At 47.8% G+C, this 18,690-nt stretch carries 16 protein-coding genes; 7 read left to right on the plus strand and 9 right to left on the minus strand.

Features of this window, described 5'->3' with window-relative positions; genetic code table 11:
- Position 1: 1 nt before the first annotated feature.
- Genes NYE29_RS27260 through NYE29_RS27275 form a run of 4 tightly spaced genes read right to left on the minus strand, consistent with a single transcriptional unit; the run spans position 2 to position 5,839 of the window.
- Positions 2-3,004: a glycoside hydrolase family 2 gene (locus NYE29_RS27260; protein ID WP_076112907.1), complete on the minus strand. Its 3,003-nt coding sequence runs from the start codon at positions 3,002-3,004 to the stop codon at positions 2-4.
- A 29-nt stretch (positions 3,005-3,033) separates the two neighbouring features.
- Entirely contained in the window at positions 3,034-4,182 is a 1,149-nt protein-coding gene (gene dgoD / locus NYE29_RS27265; protein ID WP_076112908.1) for a galactonate dehydratase, read from the minus strand.
- A gap of 3 nt (positions 4,183-4,185) precedes the next feature.
- A complete protein-coding gene (locus tag NYE29_RS27270) occupies positions 4,186-4,851 on the minus strand; it encodes a bifunctional 4-hydroxy-2-oxoglutarate aldolase/2-dehydro-3-deoxy-phosphogluconate aldolase (protein WP_076112909.1) in 666 nt (221 codons plus the stop codon).
- 31 nt (positions 4,852-4,882) lie between these two features.
- Positions 4,883-5,839, minus strand: coding sequence for a sugar kinase (locus NYE29_RS27275; protein ID WP_340898287.1), 957 nt, complete (start codon positions 5,837-5,839; stop codon positions 4,883-4,885).
- 299 nt (positions 5,840-6,138) lie between these two features.
- On the opposite strand from NYE29_RS27275, the gene NYE29_RS27280 reads away from it, so the two are divergent.
- On the plus strand, positions 6,139-6,813 hold the full coding sequence (locus NYE29_RS27280; protein WP_038591987.1) for a FadR/GntR family transcriptional regulator: 675 nt from the start codon (positions 6,139-6,141) through the stop codon (positions 6,811-6,813).
- A gap of 186 nt (positions 6,814-6,999) precedes the next feature.
- On the opposite strand, the gene NYE29_RS27285 is transcribed toward NYE29_RS27280, so the two are convergent.
- Genes NYE29_RS27285 through NYE29_RS27300 form a run of 4 tightly spaced genes read right to left on the minus strand, consistent with a single transcriptional unit; the run spans position 7,000 to position 10,439 of the window.
- Positions 7,000-7,710, minus strand: a complete 711-nt coding sequence (locus NYE29_RS27285; protein ID WP_340898289.1) for a Crp/Fnr family transcriptional regulator — start codon at positions 7,708-7,710, stop codon at positions 7,000-7,002.
- A 48-nt stretch (positions 7,711-7,758) separates the two neighbouring features.
- On the minus strand, positions 7,759-7,941 hold the full coding sequence (rd, locus tag NYE29_RS27290) for a rubredoxin (RefSeq protein WP_038591984.1): 183 nt from the start codon (positions 7,939-7,941) through the stop codon (positions 7,759-7,761).
- A 28-nt stretch (positions 7,942-7,969) separates the two neighbouring features.
- Entirely contained in the window at positions 7,970-9,184 is a 1,215-nt protein-coding gene (locus tag NYE29_RS27295; RefSeq protein ID WP_340898290.1) for an NAD(P)/FAD-dependent oxidoreductase, read from the minus strand.
- 16 nt (positions 9,185-9,200) lie between these two features.
- Entirely contained in the window at positions 9,201-10,439 is a 1,239-nt protein-coding gene (locus NYE29_RS27300) for an FprA family A-type flavoprotein (protein WP_038591980.1), read from the minus strand.
- A gap of 305 nt (positions 10,440-10,744) precedes the next feature.
- Between NYE29_RS27300 and NYE29_RS27305 the strand changes: the two genes are divergently transcribed.
- Both NYE29_RS27305 and NYE29_RS27310 read left to right on the plus strand, forming a co-directional pair.
- Complete coding sequence (locus NYE29_RS27305) at positions 10,745-11,761, plus strand: CapA family protein (protein WP_340898292.1); 1,017 nt, start codon at positions 10,745-10,747, stop codon at positions 11,759-11,761.
- 263 nt (positions 11,762-12,024) lie between these two features.
- Entirely contained in the window at positions 12,025-13,218 is a 1,194-nt protein-coding gene (locus NYE29_RS27310) for a transposase (protein WP_076114670.1), read from the plus strand.
- A gap of 141 nt (positions 13,219-13,359) precedes the next feature.
- Here NYE29_RS27310 and NYE29_RS27315 read toward each other — a convergent pair whose 3' ends face one another.
- Positions 13,360-13,899: a GNAT family N-acetyltransferase gene (locus NYE29_RS27315; protein WP_340898293.1), complete on the minus strand. Its 540-nt coding sequence runs from the start codon at positions 13,897-13,899 to the stop codon at positions 13,360-13,362.
- Positions 13,900-14,080: 181 nt separating this feature from the next.
- Between NYE29_RS27315 and NYE29_RS27320 the strand changes: the two genes are divergently transcribed.
- From NYE29_RS27320 to NYE29_RS27335, 4 genes are all read left to right on the plus strand, one after another.
- Positions 14,081-15,970 (plus strand): PAS domain S-box protein, encoded by a 1,890-nt coding sequence (locus tag NYE29_RS27320; protein ID WP_340898294.1) that lies wholly within the window; start codon positions 14,081-14,083, stop codon positions 15,968-15,970.
- A gap of 168 nt (positions 15,971-16,138) precedes the next feature.
- On the plus strand, positions 16,139-16,810 hold the full coding sequence (locus NYE29_RS27325; protein WP_076112916.1) for a response regulator transcription factor: 672 nt from the start codon (positions 16,139-16,141) through the stop codon (positions 16,808-16,810).
- Positions 16,807-17,874 (plus strand): HAMP domain-containing sensor histidine kinase, encoded by a 1,068-nt coding sequence (locus NYE29_RS27330; protein WP_340898297.1) that lies wholly within the window; start codon positions 16,807-16,809, stop codon positions 17,872-17,874. Before NYE29_RS27325 ends, NYE29_RS27330 begins: the two co-directional genes overlap by 4 nt.
- Positions 17,875-18,110: 236 nt before the next feature.
- Complete coding sequence (locus tag NYE29_RS27335) at positions 18,111-18,644, plus strand: hypothetical protein (protein WP_340898298.1); 534 nt, start codon at positions 18,111-18,113, stop codon at positions 18,642-18,644.
- Positions 18,645-18,690 lie beyond the last annotated feature (46 nt).

An 18,690-nucleotide genomic window follows, 5' to 3' on the forward strand; every position in this document is an offset into this window, starting at 1 on the left:
TTTATTCGTCTTCTTTGAACACCGGTGCAATATTCAGCTCAAACTGGAACTCCTTCTCATCCAGCCTGTAGGGAGCCAGCAGCGCGGGACCGCAGGAATTGGAGCCTACGCCGCTCATCTGATAATCCAGATGAACAATTGTCTCCGGCCTGCGGGTCAGATCGTATTGATGCAAGGTTTGGGTCAGATCCTCCGGCGTATAATGCGAAGCATTGAAGGAGAATGGACGGTCACTCCGGAATCTCAGTCCCATGCCGAGCTCATTCGAGACAATAACCCATTCCGTTTCATTGTGGGAACCGTTCTCCTGCGGCATGATATAATCCACAAACTGCTCATCGACGGTAGTCAGGTATTTTCCTATTTTAGTGCTATGTCCCTTGTCGATGTAGCTTTCATGGGGACCCCTGCCGAAATATTCGATCTCCTCATTCCCTTCCGGCATCACGGCGCACAGCCCGAACCGGGGCAAGAATGGAATACCGTCTCTGGTCGTTACGTTAGTACGGAGATAAAGCTCTCCTGTTGCGTCCACCTTCCAGCGGAACGTTCCCCGTAAGAACGGCGGACGTAAATAGCCTCCCATCGAGAAGAACGCTTCCAGCTCTACGGCTTCACCGTCCTGCCGGATCGTGTCCACGCGGTAAATATGGGTTACAGCCCGTTCGTACCCCTCCTGCATCCATTCGTGCTTCACGAACCGGTCATTATCCGCCGGGGCGCGCCATACCGCAAAAGAAAGCGGCGCAAGCAGCATCTCCACTCCGTTCTTGACCAGGCTGTCAAACATACCGGCGCCAAGATTAAAGCCATATTCAAAATCGAAGCCCGTGATGACAAGCCGGTCGTCCCGGCGCTCCACCTGGAGAGGTGACCGGGCCTCGGGTTGGAACAGCTCAAGCTGCGGAGCCGGCAGTTCAAACTGGCCGAAGGAAATTTCATGGCCGGGTGATGCCCACCAGGTTTCTTTCGCAATCCTGCACGACAGAGTAACAAAATACCTTCCTGGCTCCTCCGGAATCCCGAAACCAGCTTCGACTGTCTGCGAGCCGTGAGGGCCGGCCGACAAACCGCTGATTTCACCTTGACTTACCGTTTCACCGTCCTTTTCCAATTTCCACAGAACTCTCACATGAGATAGATCCCTGAAATCATAGCGGTTGTGAATTTCTATAAGCCCCGATCCGATTTCTTTGGCTTCAAATACAACGGGTGCAATCACCTGCTTGAGTTCCAGCAGTCCGGAATGCGGCTTCCGGTCGGGGGCAACCAGACCGTCAATGCAGAAGTTGCCGTCATTAGGCTGATCGCCGAAATCTCCCCCATAAGCATAATAAGGCCGTCCGTGTTTCATAATCTTGATGCCATGATCCACCCATTCCCAGACACATCCACCCATCAGCTTCGGATACCGGTTGATCACATCCCAGTAATCCTGCAAATCACCGGGCCCGTTGCCCATGGCATGGCTGTATTCACACAGAAACATCGGTTTGGTCGTATCCGGATCGGATGCGTACGCTGCAATCGCCCCGCTGGAGGCATACATCCGGCTCTCCATGTCGAGCACCTCCGTATCCGGGCTGCCGCCGTGACGGGGATCCGAACCCTCGTAGTGAATAGGACGCGAAGCGTCCCTTGCTTTGGTCCAGCGGGCCATTGCCATATGGTTCTCTCCATAACCGGATTCGTTGCCCATGGACCAAATGATGATACATGGGTGGTTCTTATCCCGCTCCACCATCCGGGTTGCCCGCTCGACAAAAGTTTTCTCCCACTCGGGGTTGCGCGTGAACCAGTTGAAGTCTCCTGCAGGAAGCGCGCCATGACATTCCAGATCGGCTTCTCCGATCACATAGAAGCCGTATTCGTCGCAGAGCTCCAGAAAACGGGAGTCGTTCGGGTAATGCGAGGTTCGAATGGTATTGATATTATGCTGTTTCATCAGCCGCAAATCTTTGATCATATGATTGACCGGAATCGTTTGTCCAAGCTCCGGGTGGGAGTCATGACGATTGACACCCTTAAGCTTTACCGCTTGACCGTTGATCGTGAACACGCCATCCTGAATGGATATTTCGCGTAAGCCTACGGGAAAATGCAGCACTTCATCACCTGCGAACAAGTATAAATGGTATAAATGCGGGTTCTCTGCATTCCACAGCACGGGATTCTGCACATGCAGCTTCAACGTACCTTGGCCTTCGATCATGGCCTGCGCCCGTTCTATCTCCGCACCGTCTGCATCCTGCAGAACAGCTTCAACTTCAAGCCTGCCTGTTGTCTCCACCTCGCAGTTTAGCTCCGCACTATCGAAGCTTGCGGACAGAGACGTGCGGTTGAATACATCGGAGATATGAGCGGACTCCCTGGCAAGCAGGTAGACGTCCCGGAAAATACCAGAGAATCTCCAAAGATCCTGATCCTCCACATAACTTCCGTCACACCATTTCAGCACCATGACAGCCATCCGGTTCACACCAGGACGGATATAAGGCGATACATCAAATTCGGCCGGCATCCGGCTTCCTTGGCTGTAGCCAACAAATTGTCCGTTCACCCACAGGTAGAAGCAAGAATTGACTCCTTCAAATACCGCAACCTTCTCCTTGCCGTTCCAATTATCCGGCAGTGTGAACTCCCTGACATAAAGTCCAGCAGGATTATCATTGGGCACGAAGGGCGGGTCAAACGGAAAGGGATAGTTGATGTTCGTGTAATGCAGTTGATCATAACCGTTTACTTGCCAGCAGGACGGAACCACCAGATCATCCCATCGGCTAATGTCATGGTCAGGGGCTACACAATCTTCCTTGACCGCTCTGACGCTGGTGTGATATTTGAACTTCCAGCGGCCGTTCAGCGTCTGATAATACGGGGAACGCCCCCGCTTTCTGCGGCGCGCGTCTGCAGCTGACGCGTATGGGATATAGTAAGCTCTAGCTGCTTTCCTGTTAATCTGCAGCGTCTCGGTATCTTCCCAGTAATTCGGAATAAATGACATGACCATCCTCCTGATTATTGTAATAGGGCTTACCACTCAGCAATGCTGCCGTCCCGATGCCGCCATACCGGATTTCTCCAACGGTGGCCCGACTCCGCCATCTTCCGCACATACTCCTCGTTCACCGTAATGCCAAGACCCGGTCCGGAAGGAATATTGACATGACCGTCACTGTAGGCAAAAACTGTAGGATCGGTGATATAATCCAGCAGGTCATTTCCTTGATTATAATGGATGCCGAGGCTTTGTTCCTGAATGACCGCATTATAAGACGTCGCATCTACCTGAAGACAGGCGGCAAGAGCAATCGGCCCAAGCGGACAGTGCGGAGCGACCGCGACATCGAACGCTTCGGCCATGGCGAATATTTTCTTGCATTCCGTGATGCCTCCCGCATGGGACAGGTCGGGCTGAATAATATCGACCACCCCATCCTTCAGCAGATTTTTAAAATCCCAGCGTGAGAACATGCGCTCACCCGTCGCGATCGGAGTGCTGGTATGATGTGCGATTTCCCGCAGTACTTCGTTGTTTTCCGGCAGCACCGGCTCTTCAATGAACATCAGACGGTACGGATCCAGCTCTCTAGCCAGTCCCCTTGCCATCGGTTTGTGAAGCCGCCCGTGAAAATCGACAGCGATCCCGAATTCCGGTCCACAGGACTCCCGAATGGCGGCGACCCGCTCAACGATTGCATACACCTTGTCATGTGTATCAATGAACTGCATCTCTTCCGAGGCGTTCATCTTAATCGCCGTGAAACCGGCGGCCTTCTTCTCCAGAGCAGATTTGACGACATCGATGGGGCGGTCTCCGCCTATCCAGGAGTAAACCCGCATTGAATTGCGGCAAGCTCCGCCGAGCAGCTGGTACACGGGCGCATTGTAGATTTTCCCTTTAATATCCCACAACGCCTGATCGATCCCGGCTATCGCGCTCATTAAAATAGCCCCGCCACGATAAAATCCTCCCCGGTACATCAACTGCCATAGGTCTTCAATCCGTTGAGGATCCTGTCCGATCAAAAGATCCATCATCTCTTCCACTGCGGTCTGAACAGTATGAGCCTTGCCTTCGACCACCGGCTCTCCCCAGCCGGATATGCCCTCATCGGTTTCAATCTTCAGAAACAGCCAGCGGGGAGGAACGATAAAGGTCTCAAATCCGGTTATTTTCATCGATTATTTAGCTCCTTTTGTGTTGTTCAATCTGGCCTTGCTGACTTCTTTCGCAAATTGGCGGGCTGTCTCTGTTATCTTCCCATAGTCGCCCTTCTCCACCGCTTTCCGGTCTACGAGAGCGCTTCCTAAACCGACGGCAACAGATCCGGCGGCAATGAAGGATCCGACATTCGCAAGTGTCACGCCTCCTGTCGGCATCATCCGAATGTGACCAAGGGGCCCCTGCAGTTCCTTTATGTAGGAGGCGCCCAGCGAACCGCCGGGGAACACCTTTAGCAGGTCAGCACCAGCTTCGTGCCCTCTGACAGCTTCGGTTGGCGTCATTACGCCTGGGATGGAGATTCGCCCGTACTTTAAGGTCAGATCCACAATTGCCTCATTCAAATTTGGCGAAAAAATAAAATCGGCTCCCGCCGCGATAGCCTGCTCGGCCTGCGTCAACTTCAGCACCGTACCTGCTCCCACCAGCAGGCGATCTCCATATTTCGCCTTCATGTCCGCGATCAACCTGTTCACTTCCGGCGTATCGGCTGTAATCTCCAGCGCCCCGACACCGCCATCTGCCAGTGCCGCGGCAATTTTATCCACCCTTTCAGGCTCTGGTCTGCGAATAACGGCGACCAGTCCGGAAGTTATCAACCGCTCAATCTGAAGATTTTTGTCCATTTCTTTCCTCCTCCTTTGGAATGCCCCTCATTTACCGGATAATATCCTCCAAGTCGGATCCCCCTGCCAGGAGAAGATCTACATCCTGCCGTGTCGGAAGACCTTCCACATCGCCGCTTACCCTGACAACAATGGAACCTACCGCGTTGCCGCGTCGCACCGCTGAGGGCAGGTCCTCCCCTTGCAGCAATCCGCTTATAAATCCGGCGGCAAAACCGTCTCCGGCACCCATCGGATCAATGAGCCATTTCACCGGAAACCCTGGCTCATTTCCCGCGATTCGTCCGTTACTGTAATAAGCCCCGTTGGCGCCGAGCTTGATTACGACAGCACCGGCGCCGGATTTCAGCAGACGATCTGCGATGTCTGCAGGCGTACAGCATCCTGTCAGAAACTGTCCCTCCTCAATACCGGGCAGCACGTAGTCGGCAAGTGCCGCTATTTCGTTAAGCACAACGCAGGCTTCTTCTCTGTTCCAAAGCTTCCAGCGGATATTGGGATCAAACACAATGGCCGCACCGTGTTTTTTTGCCGCTTCGAGGGCTCGAAAGGTTAATTTCCTGCACTCCGGGCTAAGCGCCGGAGTAATGCCGGTAACATGCAGGATGCGGGCTTTTCCAACATAAGCCTCATTAAGCTCATCCTCGTGCATCAGGCTGGCAGCCGATTGTTTGCGGTAGTAGTACACCTGTATTTTGTCCGGGGATATTTGTTCTTTGAAAAACACTCCCGTCGGCGCTTCGTCTGTAATCCTGACTTCGGAAGTATCAACGCCATGTCCTCTTACGACCTGCCTAATATATCGTCCAAATGGATCATTTCCGAGCTTGCTGAACCAGCCCACGGTATGCCCCATACGGGCAAGCCCAACTGCCACATTGGTCTCGGCTCCTGCAACATGCTTGTGAAAGCCGTTCACATACTCCAGGGGAACCATCCGGTCCGGTGCCAGAAGTACCATAGTTTCCCCAAAGGTTACTACCTCCATTGCCCCTCCTCCTTCTGCTTCATCACTGATAGAGTTTCTGCATAAAGATCATATCTTTATTCTTGAATAAAATTAAATCTCTTACTTTTTTGCCTTATTACACAAAAAAACCGTGCGATCCATTGTTTTTTAACGTTAAATGTAATTACCTTTACGATATTGATACGATCTTTATGCTACAATCATATTATCTTGTTGTTTACTAGTCAATACTAAATCAATACTTAGACATATCTACTTATCCTCAAGAAGCTCCTATGCTAAAATGAATTCATTCCAAGTGATAAGGACGGCTAAACATGAAACAGATCAAACAGACCGCGTTTCAGGCTACAATAGAGCTTATGAAACAGAAAATCCTCGATGGGGAATGGGCTCCGGGGGATCGGCTTCCTACTCTGCAGCAGCTTGCTGCTGATTTTTCCGTTAGCGTCACTACAGTACGCGAGGCGCTGCGGATATTAGAGAGTCAGGGGAATGTCAGCATTGAGCACGGACGTGGGATGTATGTACGAAACGATCCGCTGCTGTTGGATGATCCGGCGGTAGCCTTAGAGGAATTGGAAAACATTTCGATAGTGGATCTGCTGGAAGCAAGACTGCTCATTGAGCCTGAACTTGCCGCTCTGGCCGCGCAGCGGGCCGATGACGATCAGATCCGCAGGCTGCGGGTACTGGCAGAGCGAATGGTGCGGCAAATGGAGGAAGGTGGCCCATTCTTCGAGACAGACCTTGCCTTTCATCAGTTAATCGCCGAAGGGGCAGCAAATCCGGTAGTGGCGCGGATGCTGAATTCGATTCTTCCATTGCTGGCCGAAGGGCGCAAGCAGACTAATACGCTGCCCAATATGCGGACGAAAGCTTCCAATTATCATGTTCTGATCGCCATTGCCATCGAGGAACGACAAAGCGAAACAGCACGGCAGCTAATGGAGAGTCATATCCAGAGTATGCTGACAACCCTGAAGAAGTAGATTCACCCTGTGACGCTGCAAAAAAAGCTGCCGAGAATAATCTCGACAGCTTGTTTAACACGCCTATAAGCTCCCTGTAGTAATGGATACTCCATGCGGAGACAAGTATCGGAGTTTGCTCCCCGCAATAACCCAAGGGCAGAAATGCAGCTTAATCATATTGAATTTTTTTGATCCGTTACTATCTTAATACCCCATATAATTCTCCAAACCGGCCGAATCAATAATCACCATCTGCTTGTTTCCAATCAGCTCAATAAGACCCGAATCTTCGAACCTTGAGAATTTTCTGCTAATAGTTTCGCGGGTGACCCCGACATAACTGGCCAGTTCTTCACGAGACAGCGGAAGGTCAATATGAATATGATCACCACGTTGCTTGCCATATTTGTCGCTGAGTTCCATGATCATGTAAGCAATCCGTATTTCCGGATCTTTGGTTGCCAGGCTTTGCGCCAGATTTTCTGTATGGGCTAGTCTTTTGGTAACACTCTTCAACAGCCTAAGCGAAATATCCGGATTATCAGTCATCAGCTGCTCCATATCGGTTCGGGTCAGCATGCAAATGTTGGTGTCTTTCAGCGCATAAGCACTGAAGTTGCTCAGCTCATCGCTGTTAAAAATGCTCAGTTCACCGAAAAAATCCCCGTTCGTCAGGATGTGCAAAATTTGTTCCTTGCCTTCAGGAGTTGTTTTGGATAATTTCACATGCCCCCGCTGAATGATGTACAGCGTATCCGACGGCGCTCCTTCCAGAATTAACGGTTGACCTTTAGAGAACTTACGGTGCTTGATCATGGCGCTGATCCGGGAGAGATCGTCATCGCTCAACGCAGCGAAAATAGGCACCTTGCGGGTACAAGGTTCTGCAGCGTGTTGGCAAGAATGCTCATTCATAGCTGTCCCCCCTTTTGTTCGTTTTTTTTGTACAACTCCTGCTTCTCTTTAGGAAGCAGAAGACTTTTTGTCCTCAACCGGCGCAAAGTGACTTGTATCCTCACCACATACCGGACAAACCCAATCTTCAGGCAAGTCTTCAAACGCTGTACCTGCAGCCACATCCTCATCGGGATCGCCTATTGCCGGATCATAGATATAGCCGCAGGGTTGGCAGATGTATTTTTTCATCATTATCATCTCCTAAAAAGTTGGTGGTTTAGTTCAATCTGGTTTGTACTTCAGCCATAATTTCCACGATATTGCTCCCGTTGAGATCAATCCCCGTAAGCGTGATGCCTTGCTCGACAGCGGCTTTATATACCAGGGAAGCAGCTGCACCTTGCCAGGATATCGCCCCGGTAATTGTGTTATCTTTCACATAGATGAGCGTATATGCTCCATTTTCTTCTCCGCACACCGCCATGTCGCATTGCCGTTCATCAACGTTGCCTATTGAAAATAGTGAGAGGCCAAAGGCATTAAACAAGGTCACTGGAACAGCTCTACGATAAACAGTGAGATTGGCGGCCATATTATTGCCGGCAATCCGGCCCTGCTCGATCGCTCCGCCCCACAATCCTTCCACATGCCCGTTAATTTCAGCAACATCTCCGGCTGCGTACACATGCGGATCACTTGTTTGCATTTGTTCATTTACGAGAATGCCCTGCCGGACTAGAATATTCGAGCCATTTACCAGCGCCGTATTCGGCACGATTCCAATAGAGTAAACTACATGGTCACAGGAGAAGTGAGACTGATCGTCCAGCGTGATTCCGGTAACAAACTCTGTCCCTGTAATAGACGCCACCCCTGATTGCAGAATAACCTTAACACCTGATCGTTCGAGGGTGTCCTTAAGCAGCTGTGAGGATTTCTCATCAAGCTGTCTGCCCATCAGGCGGTGAAATGCTTCGATCACCGTTACCTGATATCCTGCTTCATGCAGCGCCCAAGCGGTTTCGATTCCCTGTACTCCCCCGCCGATTACGGCTACACGGCTGCCATCCTGCAGGCTGTCTTTCAGCCGGTCCGCGTCGTTCATATCCCGGAGGGTATGAACATTGTTCAGGCCTGCCCCCTCAATCGGTAGCGCGCGGTTCCTTGCTCCCATACACAACAGGAGCTTATGATACGATACACTTTGCCCGTCTTCTGTCTCCACCAGCTGCCGGTCCGGGTGGACAGAACTGATTCGGGTAGAGGTCTTTACGGATATCCGATTATCGCGATACCATTTTTCCTTCTTGATCAGCACCTTCTCACTGTGCAGGTCGGTAAACAGGCCTTTTGTCAGCTTAATCCGGTTGTAGGGCAGTTGGTCTTCCTCTCCGAGGATCGAGATTTCCGATTCTGCGTCTTGATCACGGATCGCTTTGGCGGCATGGACGGCGGCTACTCCGCCGCCGACAATAACGTAATGTTTTGTCATCCTATAATCCTCCTCCCTAAAATGAACTCAGCAGCAAATCCGATACAAATTCAGCCGCATTTTTAATTTTTTGTACTTTCTCAGGCTCTTTAGGGGAAAATCTGATTCTTAAAGGGAACTCCACATGTGTCATCCCTGTGGATTTAATAACATCAGAAGTACTTTGCACCGTCATGTTGGTTCCGTTCAGATAATCCTGAATGACTTCAATGGCTTCACCGCTCCAGCCGTATGAGCCAAAGGCTGCAGCAAGCTTGCCTTCCAGATTCATGTTTTGCATTTCTTTCAGAATGTTCTCCAGGTTCCCGATCATGTCCGCGTATTTAGTGGAGCTGCCGATAAAGACTGCGTCGGCTGACGCAATGCTGTTCAGAATATCGGCGGCGCTGCTTTTGTCCGCATCCCAGACCTCTGTCGCAATATTATTTTCCTGCAAGCAGTCTTGTATAATTTTGGCCATCTTCTTGGTACTGTTTTTGATGGTGGTATATACAATGACTGCCTTTTTTCCTTGAGTGGTTTCGCGGCTCAACGTGGCGTACATTTCGATATATTTGCGGATGTCCTCCCGGATCACAAATCCGTGGGAAGGAGCGATCATCCGGATTTCAAGATCCTTGACTGCCTCCAGCAGTGTTCTTACATATCTTCTGTGAGGATGAATAATGGCGGCGTAATAACCCTGGAAATCTTCCGTGATATCAAAACCGGCTTCATCGCTGAACAGATTCTCCACCGCAACATGCGTGCTGAAGATATCGCAAGGAAATAAGATTTGATCTTCGATACAATAGGTTATCATCGTTTCAGCGGTATGAAGGTAAGGTGTTTCTTTAAACAGAAGTGTTTTTCCTCCGATATCCAGCTTATCTCCGTCTTTAACCACCAGGAAGTTCCGGCTATGAAGCTTGTACATTTCCTGCAATTCCGGTACGGCAATCTCGGTGCATACGATTGTAGCATTTGCAGCCTTGCCAGCAAGAGCTGCCAGTCCACCGGAGTGATCAGGTTCTGTATGGTTAATCACGATGTAATGAATATCCAGAAGATCAATCATTTCACCCAGACACTCGGCATATTCACGTCCGAATTCCATATCTACGGTATCAATGACAGTCGGCTTTCCTGTTTTTAACAGGTATGAGTTATAGGTTGTTCCTTTTGCCAGAACCAGGCGGTGAAAGGGAACCTGACGGTTATCGATTTTGCCTATCCAGAAAGTGTCCTCGGCGATTTTTTTGAACTGTGTACTCATTTTGTTAACCTCCAATGTTTGGTTGATAATGTTTATCAATAACCATATTCTAATATGGCCGCCAAACAAAAAAGAGGATTTGAATCAAATTATGAAAGTTTGAGATAAAATTCGTATACCTTAAATTTAGACGATTTAAACGATGTGATTATGCGTAGGGTCACATTTCGTATAAAAAAGAAAAAATAAAGCCTCTTTCCGAGCTTTCGATGTCCCGGAAACTGCCCTTGTTCTGATGTGAATATTAATAACCCATATCCCCCTTCCGCCATATCCTAATCAAAACAATAAAAAGGTGGATAACGATGACGGAAATACAAATAAATGCTGTAGGAGACCTTATGGTCAAACGTCATATTATTTCAGATGCTAAACAAGCTGACGGTACCTATTCGTTCGGCCCCCTGTTCGCAAAAGTAGCTCCTTATCTGAAACAGGCTGATTTGACGATTGGCAATCTCGAAACCACCTTTGCCGGAAACGGGCGGGATAGCCGGAAAAGTCTGCGTTCAAGCGGTCCGATATTCAAGTGCCCAGACGAATTGGCCCCGGCACTTAAGGAAGCCGGATTCGATGTATTAGTAACTGCGAACAATCACTGCATGGATTATGGTACCCAGGGTCTGATTCGCACGTTAAAAGTTCTGGACCATACTGGAATTGACCATACCGGAACGTCTAAGTCATTAGAAGAATCCAAGAAAACTCTTATCAAAAACGTAAAAGGGATTACGATCGGAATTCTCTCTTACACGGCAGGAACCAACAGGATTCCTGTACCGGCGAGTCAGCCATGGCTGGTCAATCGGATAGAAACCGATAAAATCATCCGAGAAATTCGAAATTTAAAAAAGAAAGCCGACCTGGTCTTGCTTTATCTGCATTTCGGAAACGAATATAAGTACACTCCAAACAAGCGGCAAAAGCAGCTGGTCAACCTCTTCTTTAAAAATGGCGCTGACATCATCCTGGGGTCTCACCCACATGTTCTTCAACCGTTAGCGGTTCGGGGAAAGAAACAATTCGTTATCTATTCGCTGGGTAATTTTGTTTCGACTAAGCTCATGAATATTCCTTATACCCAAAGCAGTATCATTCTTACTCTTAAAATCAAAAAGGATCAAAAAGGAAACACAAGTATCACTAACGTCGATTACATCCCGACCTGCGTAGTTCGTAAAGTGAAAAGCGGCAGAAAAATGACAGAGGTCATCCCCATCCGCGATGCGTTAAAGCGGAATGCCTCTGATTTAAACACGGGGAAGCGAAATGCCTTAACTGGTATGTTGAAGCATACGGAGACTATCTTAAAGCGGGGGTAGAGCCGTTTTTATAATGAACAGTTTCGTCTGTAACCTTCCGGATATGCTGATAGCCATCGTTATAATCTAAACAGCGGTAGTCCAGGACTGTATCTCTCGTCCATGGCTGCCGCTGTTTCAATTGGTCATTTGTATATGAGCATTTTGCATTAATCTAAGCCCTTGGTACACAAAGAGATTTTGAGCATAAAAAAGGACTTCACCCCAACTTGGAGAAGTTTTTTGGTAACGACACCAAAACACTCAAGAGGAGGAAGTCCCCTTTGTATATTCTCCAAGAAAGTCTATTTTCCTTTGAGGAGCTTCAAAAAATCGAATCAAAAGAGCGATTGCCCATCTTTTTCAGCGCACTGGACCTGCGACCTTACGCGAGACAATTGAGAAATCCTTCACCCCGAGGAGCGGACGGGCACTGCCGTCAAGGCATTCTTCGCGCATTACTCGCGGCTCCCTTAGAGAACATCGATACGTTCACCGGCCTAGCGCGCAGACTGGAGTTTGACCTTCGTTTCCGTTACCAATGTGGACTTCGGCTGGACATCCCCGCCCCTTCAATTTCCACGTTAAGCCGGGTTTTTGCCGAGTTGACTCGCAAAAGCCTTGCCAAGCAGTTGTTTGAGGATCTTGTGGCTCAGTGCCAAGAAGCTGGAATCATCGACGGCACTCATGTCGCCATCGACAGCGCAGCCATTCACGCCTACGAGAAAAAAGAACCCAAGCGAAAAAGCGAGCTCACTGGCCATGCCAACTGGGGTGCAAAGTTCGACACCTTCGGCAACAAAGTCAAGTGGTTTGGCTATAAGCTGCATCTGGCCGTCGATGCCAAGAGTGAACTTCCTATGGTGCTCCAGGTGACTCCTGCCCATGTGAACGACGGAGACGAAGGGCCTGCACTCATGACGATTGTCGCTGCAAAATCCAAAGTGAAATTCTTCATGCTGGATGCGGGCTACGACCAAATGAAAAACTACGAGGCGGCCCGGAACGTCAAGGCGCAAGCCATTATTCCGCTGAATCCACGAAATGAAAAGGAACCGCCAGCGGGGATCACCCGCAAAGGCACGCCTTGTTGTTCGATGGGATTTCCTATGACGTATTGGGGACAGGAAAAGGTACATTTGAAATTTCGTTGTCCACATGCGACAGGTCAAGTGGATTGTCCTTTGGGTATGGTCACTTGTTCGTCGTCCAATTATGGAATGGTGGTTAAAATCAACAGTCAAACGGATCTCCGGCGTTACGCGTTGCCGCATCGGGAAAGCCGAGGCTGGAAGGAACTTTACAATAAACGAACCAGTGTAGAACGCTGCAACTCTCGAATGAAGACCTATTTAACTGCAGACCAGCTTCACGTCTGGGGGATTCAAAAAGTGACAACACACCAATATTTGAATGCGATTGTGTTACTTGCCTCTGCACTTGCCATCGTCAAGCAACGAGTCCAAAACGCCGCTTGAAATTTCAAATTCATTGAAATTCTGCCCGTCTGTCCATTTATCGCTCCGCTCTCACAACACTGAGATTTCGCTGTGGCCTAACCATGGACTCTCAATCGAAATATGAATTATGCAAAATGCTCATATAAAAAAAGCTCACCCTCAAGTGTCAATAATTCCATAATGAATAAGGTCTACAAACTTATTTTCTTTATAGACATGCTGCAATAAAACACCTTCCTTCACCATGCCCGATTTCTGCATAACCCGTCCAGAGCCTGGATTTGAAGCAAAAAATCTCGCGTACACTTTATGGTAATGCTTTTCTGTGAAGGCAAACTCAAGGATAGCTTTTGTTGCTTCTGTCGCATATCCTTTACCCCAGTACTCCTCACCTATCCAATACCCGAGTTCGCCATTTTTGTGTGTTTGGTTATTGGACAGTCCGATAGCTCCATAGAGCTCATATGTATTTTTATCAGTAATGGCGAACTCATAGGATTTATTATTGTTAAAATTAACCTCTTGTGTTTGAATCCATGATAATGCACAATCAACGGAGTATGGATAAGGCAGAGTTAATGTACTTTTATAGATATTGTAATTATTGCAGTACTCACTGACACGTTGTGCATCAGATTCTTTAAAGGGTCTTAGAATCAATCGTCCGGTAGTAAGCGTTCTTTGGGCTTGATTGTACATTGTTCTAATCATCTCCTAGCTTGAAATTATATGACTGGTATTTTCATTTTTCTTCCTGTTTCAATAAAAAATCAATCGGGTAATTCAATTTCGGAGTTATATTCATTTCATTAGATTCAGGCCTTCCAAATAGGAGGTCTATTTTTGACGCACACATTAACCTAACCCTATGGAGGCTGCCATGCATCGCGTAAACCTGAACCAGGAACGATACAACCAACAGGTCATTGATCACGCTTCCTTTGGCATCGCCCTTGTTGGGCCAGAAGGTGTGATTTTAACCGTTAACCCCGCCTTTGAACAAATATTTGGCTATTCCAAAGCAGAATTGGACGGCATGAGGTTGGAAAACCTTTCCCATCCAGATGATGATTTTAGAACTATACACGAACTAAAGACGCTCATGGGTGACCAAACCAAAGTGCAACTCGAAAAGCGGTTTGTTTCAAAAAATGGGGATAACATGTGGGGGTTGCTTTCTCTTAAGCTTTTCAGCGATGAGGCGGACCAGGCATTGTATTACATTTGCCAAATCATTGACATCACCAAGCAAAAAGAATCCGAGCAGCGCCTTCAGGAATCAGTTGAGCGGTATACGTCACTCAAAAAATACAACCATGACACCGTGATTTCCTTTGGCCTAGACGGCCGAATTATTAACGCCAACAGTATGGCGGAAAAGATCACAGGCTACTCCATAGAGGCCGATCTGATCGGGATGGAGCTTTCGAGTCTAATTGGCCACGAGAATGTCCAGAAGATTCTGAAAAGAGCGCTCTACGATGATTCGGTTGAACAGCACATTAATGCGCTTAGAACCAAGAGTGGTCAGATTGTTGAAGTGCTTACCAGTATTGCACCGATTTATGTGAGTAATCAAAATATCGGATTCTACCTCATCTGTAAGGACATCTCTGAACAGCGACAGTTGTTGCTTGCAAAGGAGGCTGCCGAGTCTACGAACAGAGCGAAAAGTGAGTTTCTTGCGATGATGAGCCACGAAATCCGCACCCCTATGAATGGGGTAGTCGGCATGACGGATATTCTGCTTGAGACTACTAACCTTGATGAAGAGCAACGGGGCTATGTAGAGATCATCCGCAAAAGCGGGGAAACGCTGCTCAATATCATCAATGATATTCTTGATCTTTCAAAAATCGAGGCAGGCCGGACAGAACTGCAAGAGGATTCGTTCGATCTTCGCAAATGCATCAAGGACAGCTTCGCCGTCATTTCCATGAAAGCCGATCAAAAGCAAATTGAGCTCTCCAGTACTATAAATCATGATGTTCCGGACTATATCTACGGAGATCGCGACCGTTTGAAACAGGTTCTCCTGAACCTGCTCGGCAATTCCGTGAAGTTCACCTCCAAGGGCAGCATATCGGTAAAAGTGAAGCTGCTAAAGGAAGATCCGACAAAGTTGGCCTTTACGGTAACCGATACGGGCATTGGGATTGATCCTATGCGGCTGAATGACATTTTTGAACCGTTTGCGCAGATTGACAGCTTTATGACGCGCAATCACGAAGGCACTGGTCTGGGCCTTGCGATCAGCCGCAGAATCATCGATATGATGGGCGGCGAGATATACGCGGAGAGTGACGGCAAGAGTGGCTCGTCTTTCTCCTTCACCATCAAGCCCAAGAAAACAGCGGCAGTACCCGCTCAAGAGTCTTCCTTGTACAAGCACCCTAATACACGGGAAATTAACATTTTGCTTGCTGAAGACAATTACATCAACCAACTGGTGTTAACCAAAACACTTGAAAAAATAGGTCATAGAATTACACCTGTCACAAACGGAATAGATGCAGTTGAAGCAGCACGCAAAGAAAAGTTTGATCTTATTTTAATGGATCTGCACATGCCGATTATGAACGGCTTCGATGCGGTGAAGTTGATAAGAGAAGAACACAAGGAGAACTGTCCCCCGATTATCGCAGTCACAGCCAATGCTTTGAAAGGTGATCGTGAAAAATGTCTTGCTGCCGGGATGGACGAGTATGTCAGCAAGCCTATTAAGCGGGAAGTCATCCTGAAGCTAATTAACCAGCTTGTGAACAGATAATGATAAGCATTATTTCTGAGTGATATTATCCCCTTTAGGTAGACAGTAAAAAGCATCACATTACTGTTATACTTGGAGGGGATTTTTCGTTCATCCCTCCATCCAAACATTTTTTTAACATTTGACTCTTATACTAATTTTAGTTTCCTTAGAAAGGATGGTTTTTTCATGGTCAATATCCTTGTTGTGGAGGATGATATAAAGCTCAATCAAATTATTTGCACCTATCTGTGTGATAACGGATACGATGCTAAAGGGTGTTTAAACCCACGCGAGGCATATGATTTGATGTATAACAGTCTGTACGACCTTATCATCTCAGACGTAATGATGCCGGAGATTGATGGCTTTGAATTTGTGGAAACGGTCAGGGCTATTAACAAGACTATCCCTATTCTCTTTGTTACCGCCCGTGACGATATTTCCTCGAAACAAAAAGGGTTTCGTGCAGGGATTGACGATTACATGGTCAAACCGGTCAATATGGACGAACTGGTAATGCGTGTGGGTGCTCTGCTTCGACGGGCGAATATTGCTCATGAAAAGAAACTGGCTGTAGGAAGTCTTATGATGGACGCAGATGAGATGACCGCAACGGTAAACGGTGAGGAAATTTCGGTGACGGTACGGGAATTCAACATACTCTACAAGATGCTTTCCTATCCCAAACATACCTTTTCCCGTGCCCAGCTTATGGACGAATTTTGGGGCATTGGCAGCGAAACAAGCCTGCGTGCCGTGGATGTATATATTGTTAAACTTCGGGACAAGTTCTCCTGCTGTGAGGATTTCAAGATCATGACGGTTCATGGACTTGGTTACAAGGCAGTGCTGCAATGAGGAAGATAAAGAAAGAGAAGCTCCGGCTCAAATCGCAGCATTTTTCATGGAAAGAGTTTTTCTGGACCTTTATTGTGCTGTCCACGCTGACCGCAGGGCAAGCGCTGATCTACGATGCCTATCTTTCCGTAGAAAACGTTCCACCGCAATACATCTTCGGGATCACGGGATATTGGATCATCGTTGCCTTCATCTTCTGTCTTTTCACCGCAAGGCAGAAGTACAAAACCTTTGATAAGCCCATGAGAAAACTCAGCGAGGCGGCAAAACAGGTAGCGGAAGGCGATTTTTCCGTCTATCTGGAACCACTCCATATAGCGGACAAGAAGGATTATGTGGACGTAATGTTCGGGGATTTTAACAAGATGGTTGAAGAACTCGGCAGCATCGAAACGCTCAAAAATGATTTCATATCCAATGTGTCCCATGAAATTAAAACCCCCCTATCCGTCATTCATAGTTACGCTATGGCGCTGCAAAAGGTTGATCTGTCGCCGACACTTCGTACAGAATATACTGATACTATTATTTCGGCCTCCCAAAAACTAACGACGCTGGTGATCAATATTCTGAAGCTGAACAAATTGGATAATCAGGAGATTAATCACGTTCCCGAACCCTATGATCTGTGCAGACAGCTATGCGATTGCGCCCTTACTTTTGAAAATTCCTGGGAAGAGAAGAATATCGAATTTGTGGCGGATATAGAGGACCGTGCCATTATTCGCGCAGATGAAAGTATGCTTGAGATCGTATGGCTTAATCTTCTCTCCAATGCACTGAAATTCACAGCCCCCGGCGGAACGATCACCCTATCGCAGACTTCGGATAAAGATACGATTACGGTCACGGTAGCAGACACTGGCTGCGGCATGGACGAGGAAACGATGAAGCATATTTTCGATAAATTCTATCAGGGAGATACTTCCCACTCCGGGGAGGGAAACGGCCTTGGACTTGCTCTTTCGCTGCGGGTCATTGAACTGGTGGGCGGTGCCATAACGGTTAGGAGTGAGCCCGACCAGGGTACAACATTCACAGTCAAATTGAAAGTGGAGAAGTAAGCTCTTCCCCATGCGATTGAATAAGATCGAATAAAGCAGCCTGAATTCGGAACACGAATTCAGGCTGCTTTTTATATTAGACAACATATCTCCCAATTCCGGTTCATAACGATTGTTCAATTAATATTTTTTAAACATTTTATAAGCAATTCATAAATATCTCGGCAGTAAGATGATCAAGTCAAGTGAAACAGGAAAGCTTCAACATCAACTTAATTAATAAAGGAGAAATTATTATGAGTGAGATCACAAGAAACGAATCTAATTTCGTCGGTTATGAGTACAAGGACGTTACGGTAAAACGTAAAATGGAGTCGGTGTATGTAGACGGGTATAACAACTTCGGCTGGGCGCTGGAGGGTACTTCAACCTCAGTTCAGAATGTGGGTTCTGTAACCATGAAGTTCAAGCGGGACCGGAAGATCCGTAATAAAGCCGAGCTGACCCGGCTGCAACGCCAGTTCGATGCCTCCGTTAACGAAATTGAAACGCTGGAAAGTTCCAAGATCATCGGTGCTTCTGTCGTCGCCTATGTTATCGGTGTTATCGGAACAGCGTTCATGGCTGGCTCTGTGTTTGCTAATCAAGCTGACATGCTGCCTCTTACAATAATACTGGCAGTCCCCGGTTTCGTAGGCTGGATCATCCCGTATTTTCTCTTCAGCGGTATCAGCAAGAAAAAAACGAACAAGGTAACGCCTCTGATCGATCAGAAGTATGACGAGATTTACGAGGTGTGCGAAAAGGCTAATACCCTGCTTGGGAAGTGATTAAGGGTTTACTTGACCGCTACCCGGTCGATTATCAAGACCGAAC

Origin of the sequence: Paenibacillus sp. FSL M7-1046 (assembly GCF_038007405.1) — a bacterium.
Classification (GTDB): Bacteria; Bacillota; Bacilli; order Paenibacillales; family Paenibacillaceae; genus Paenibacillus_AQ.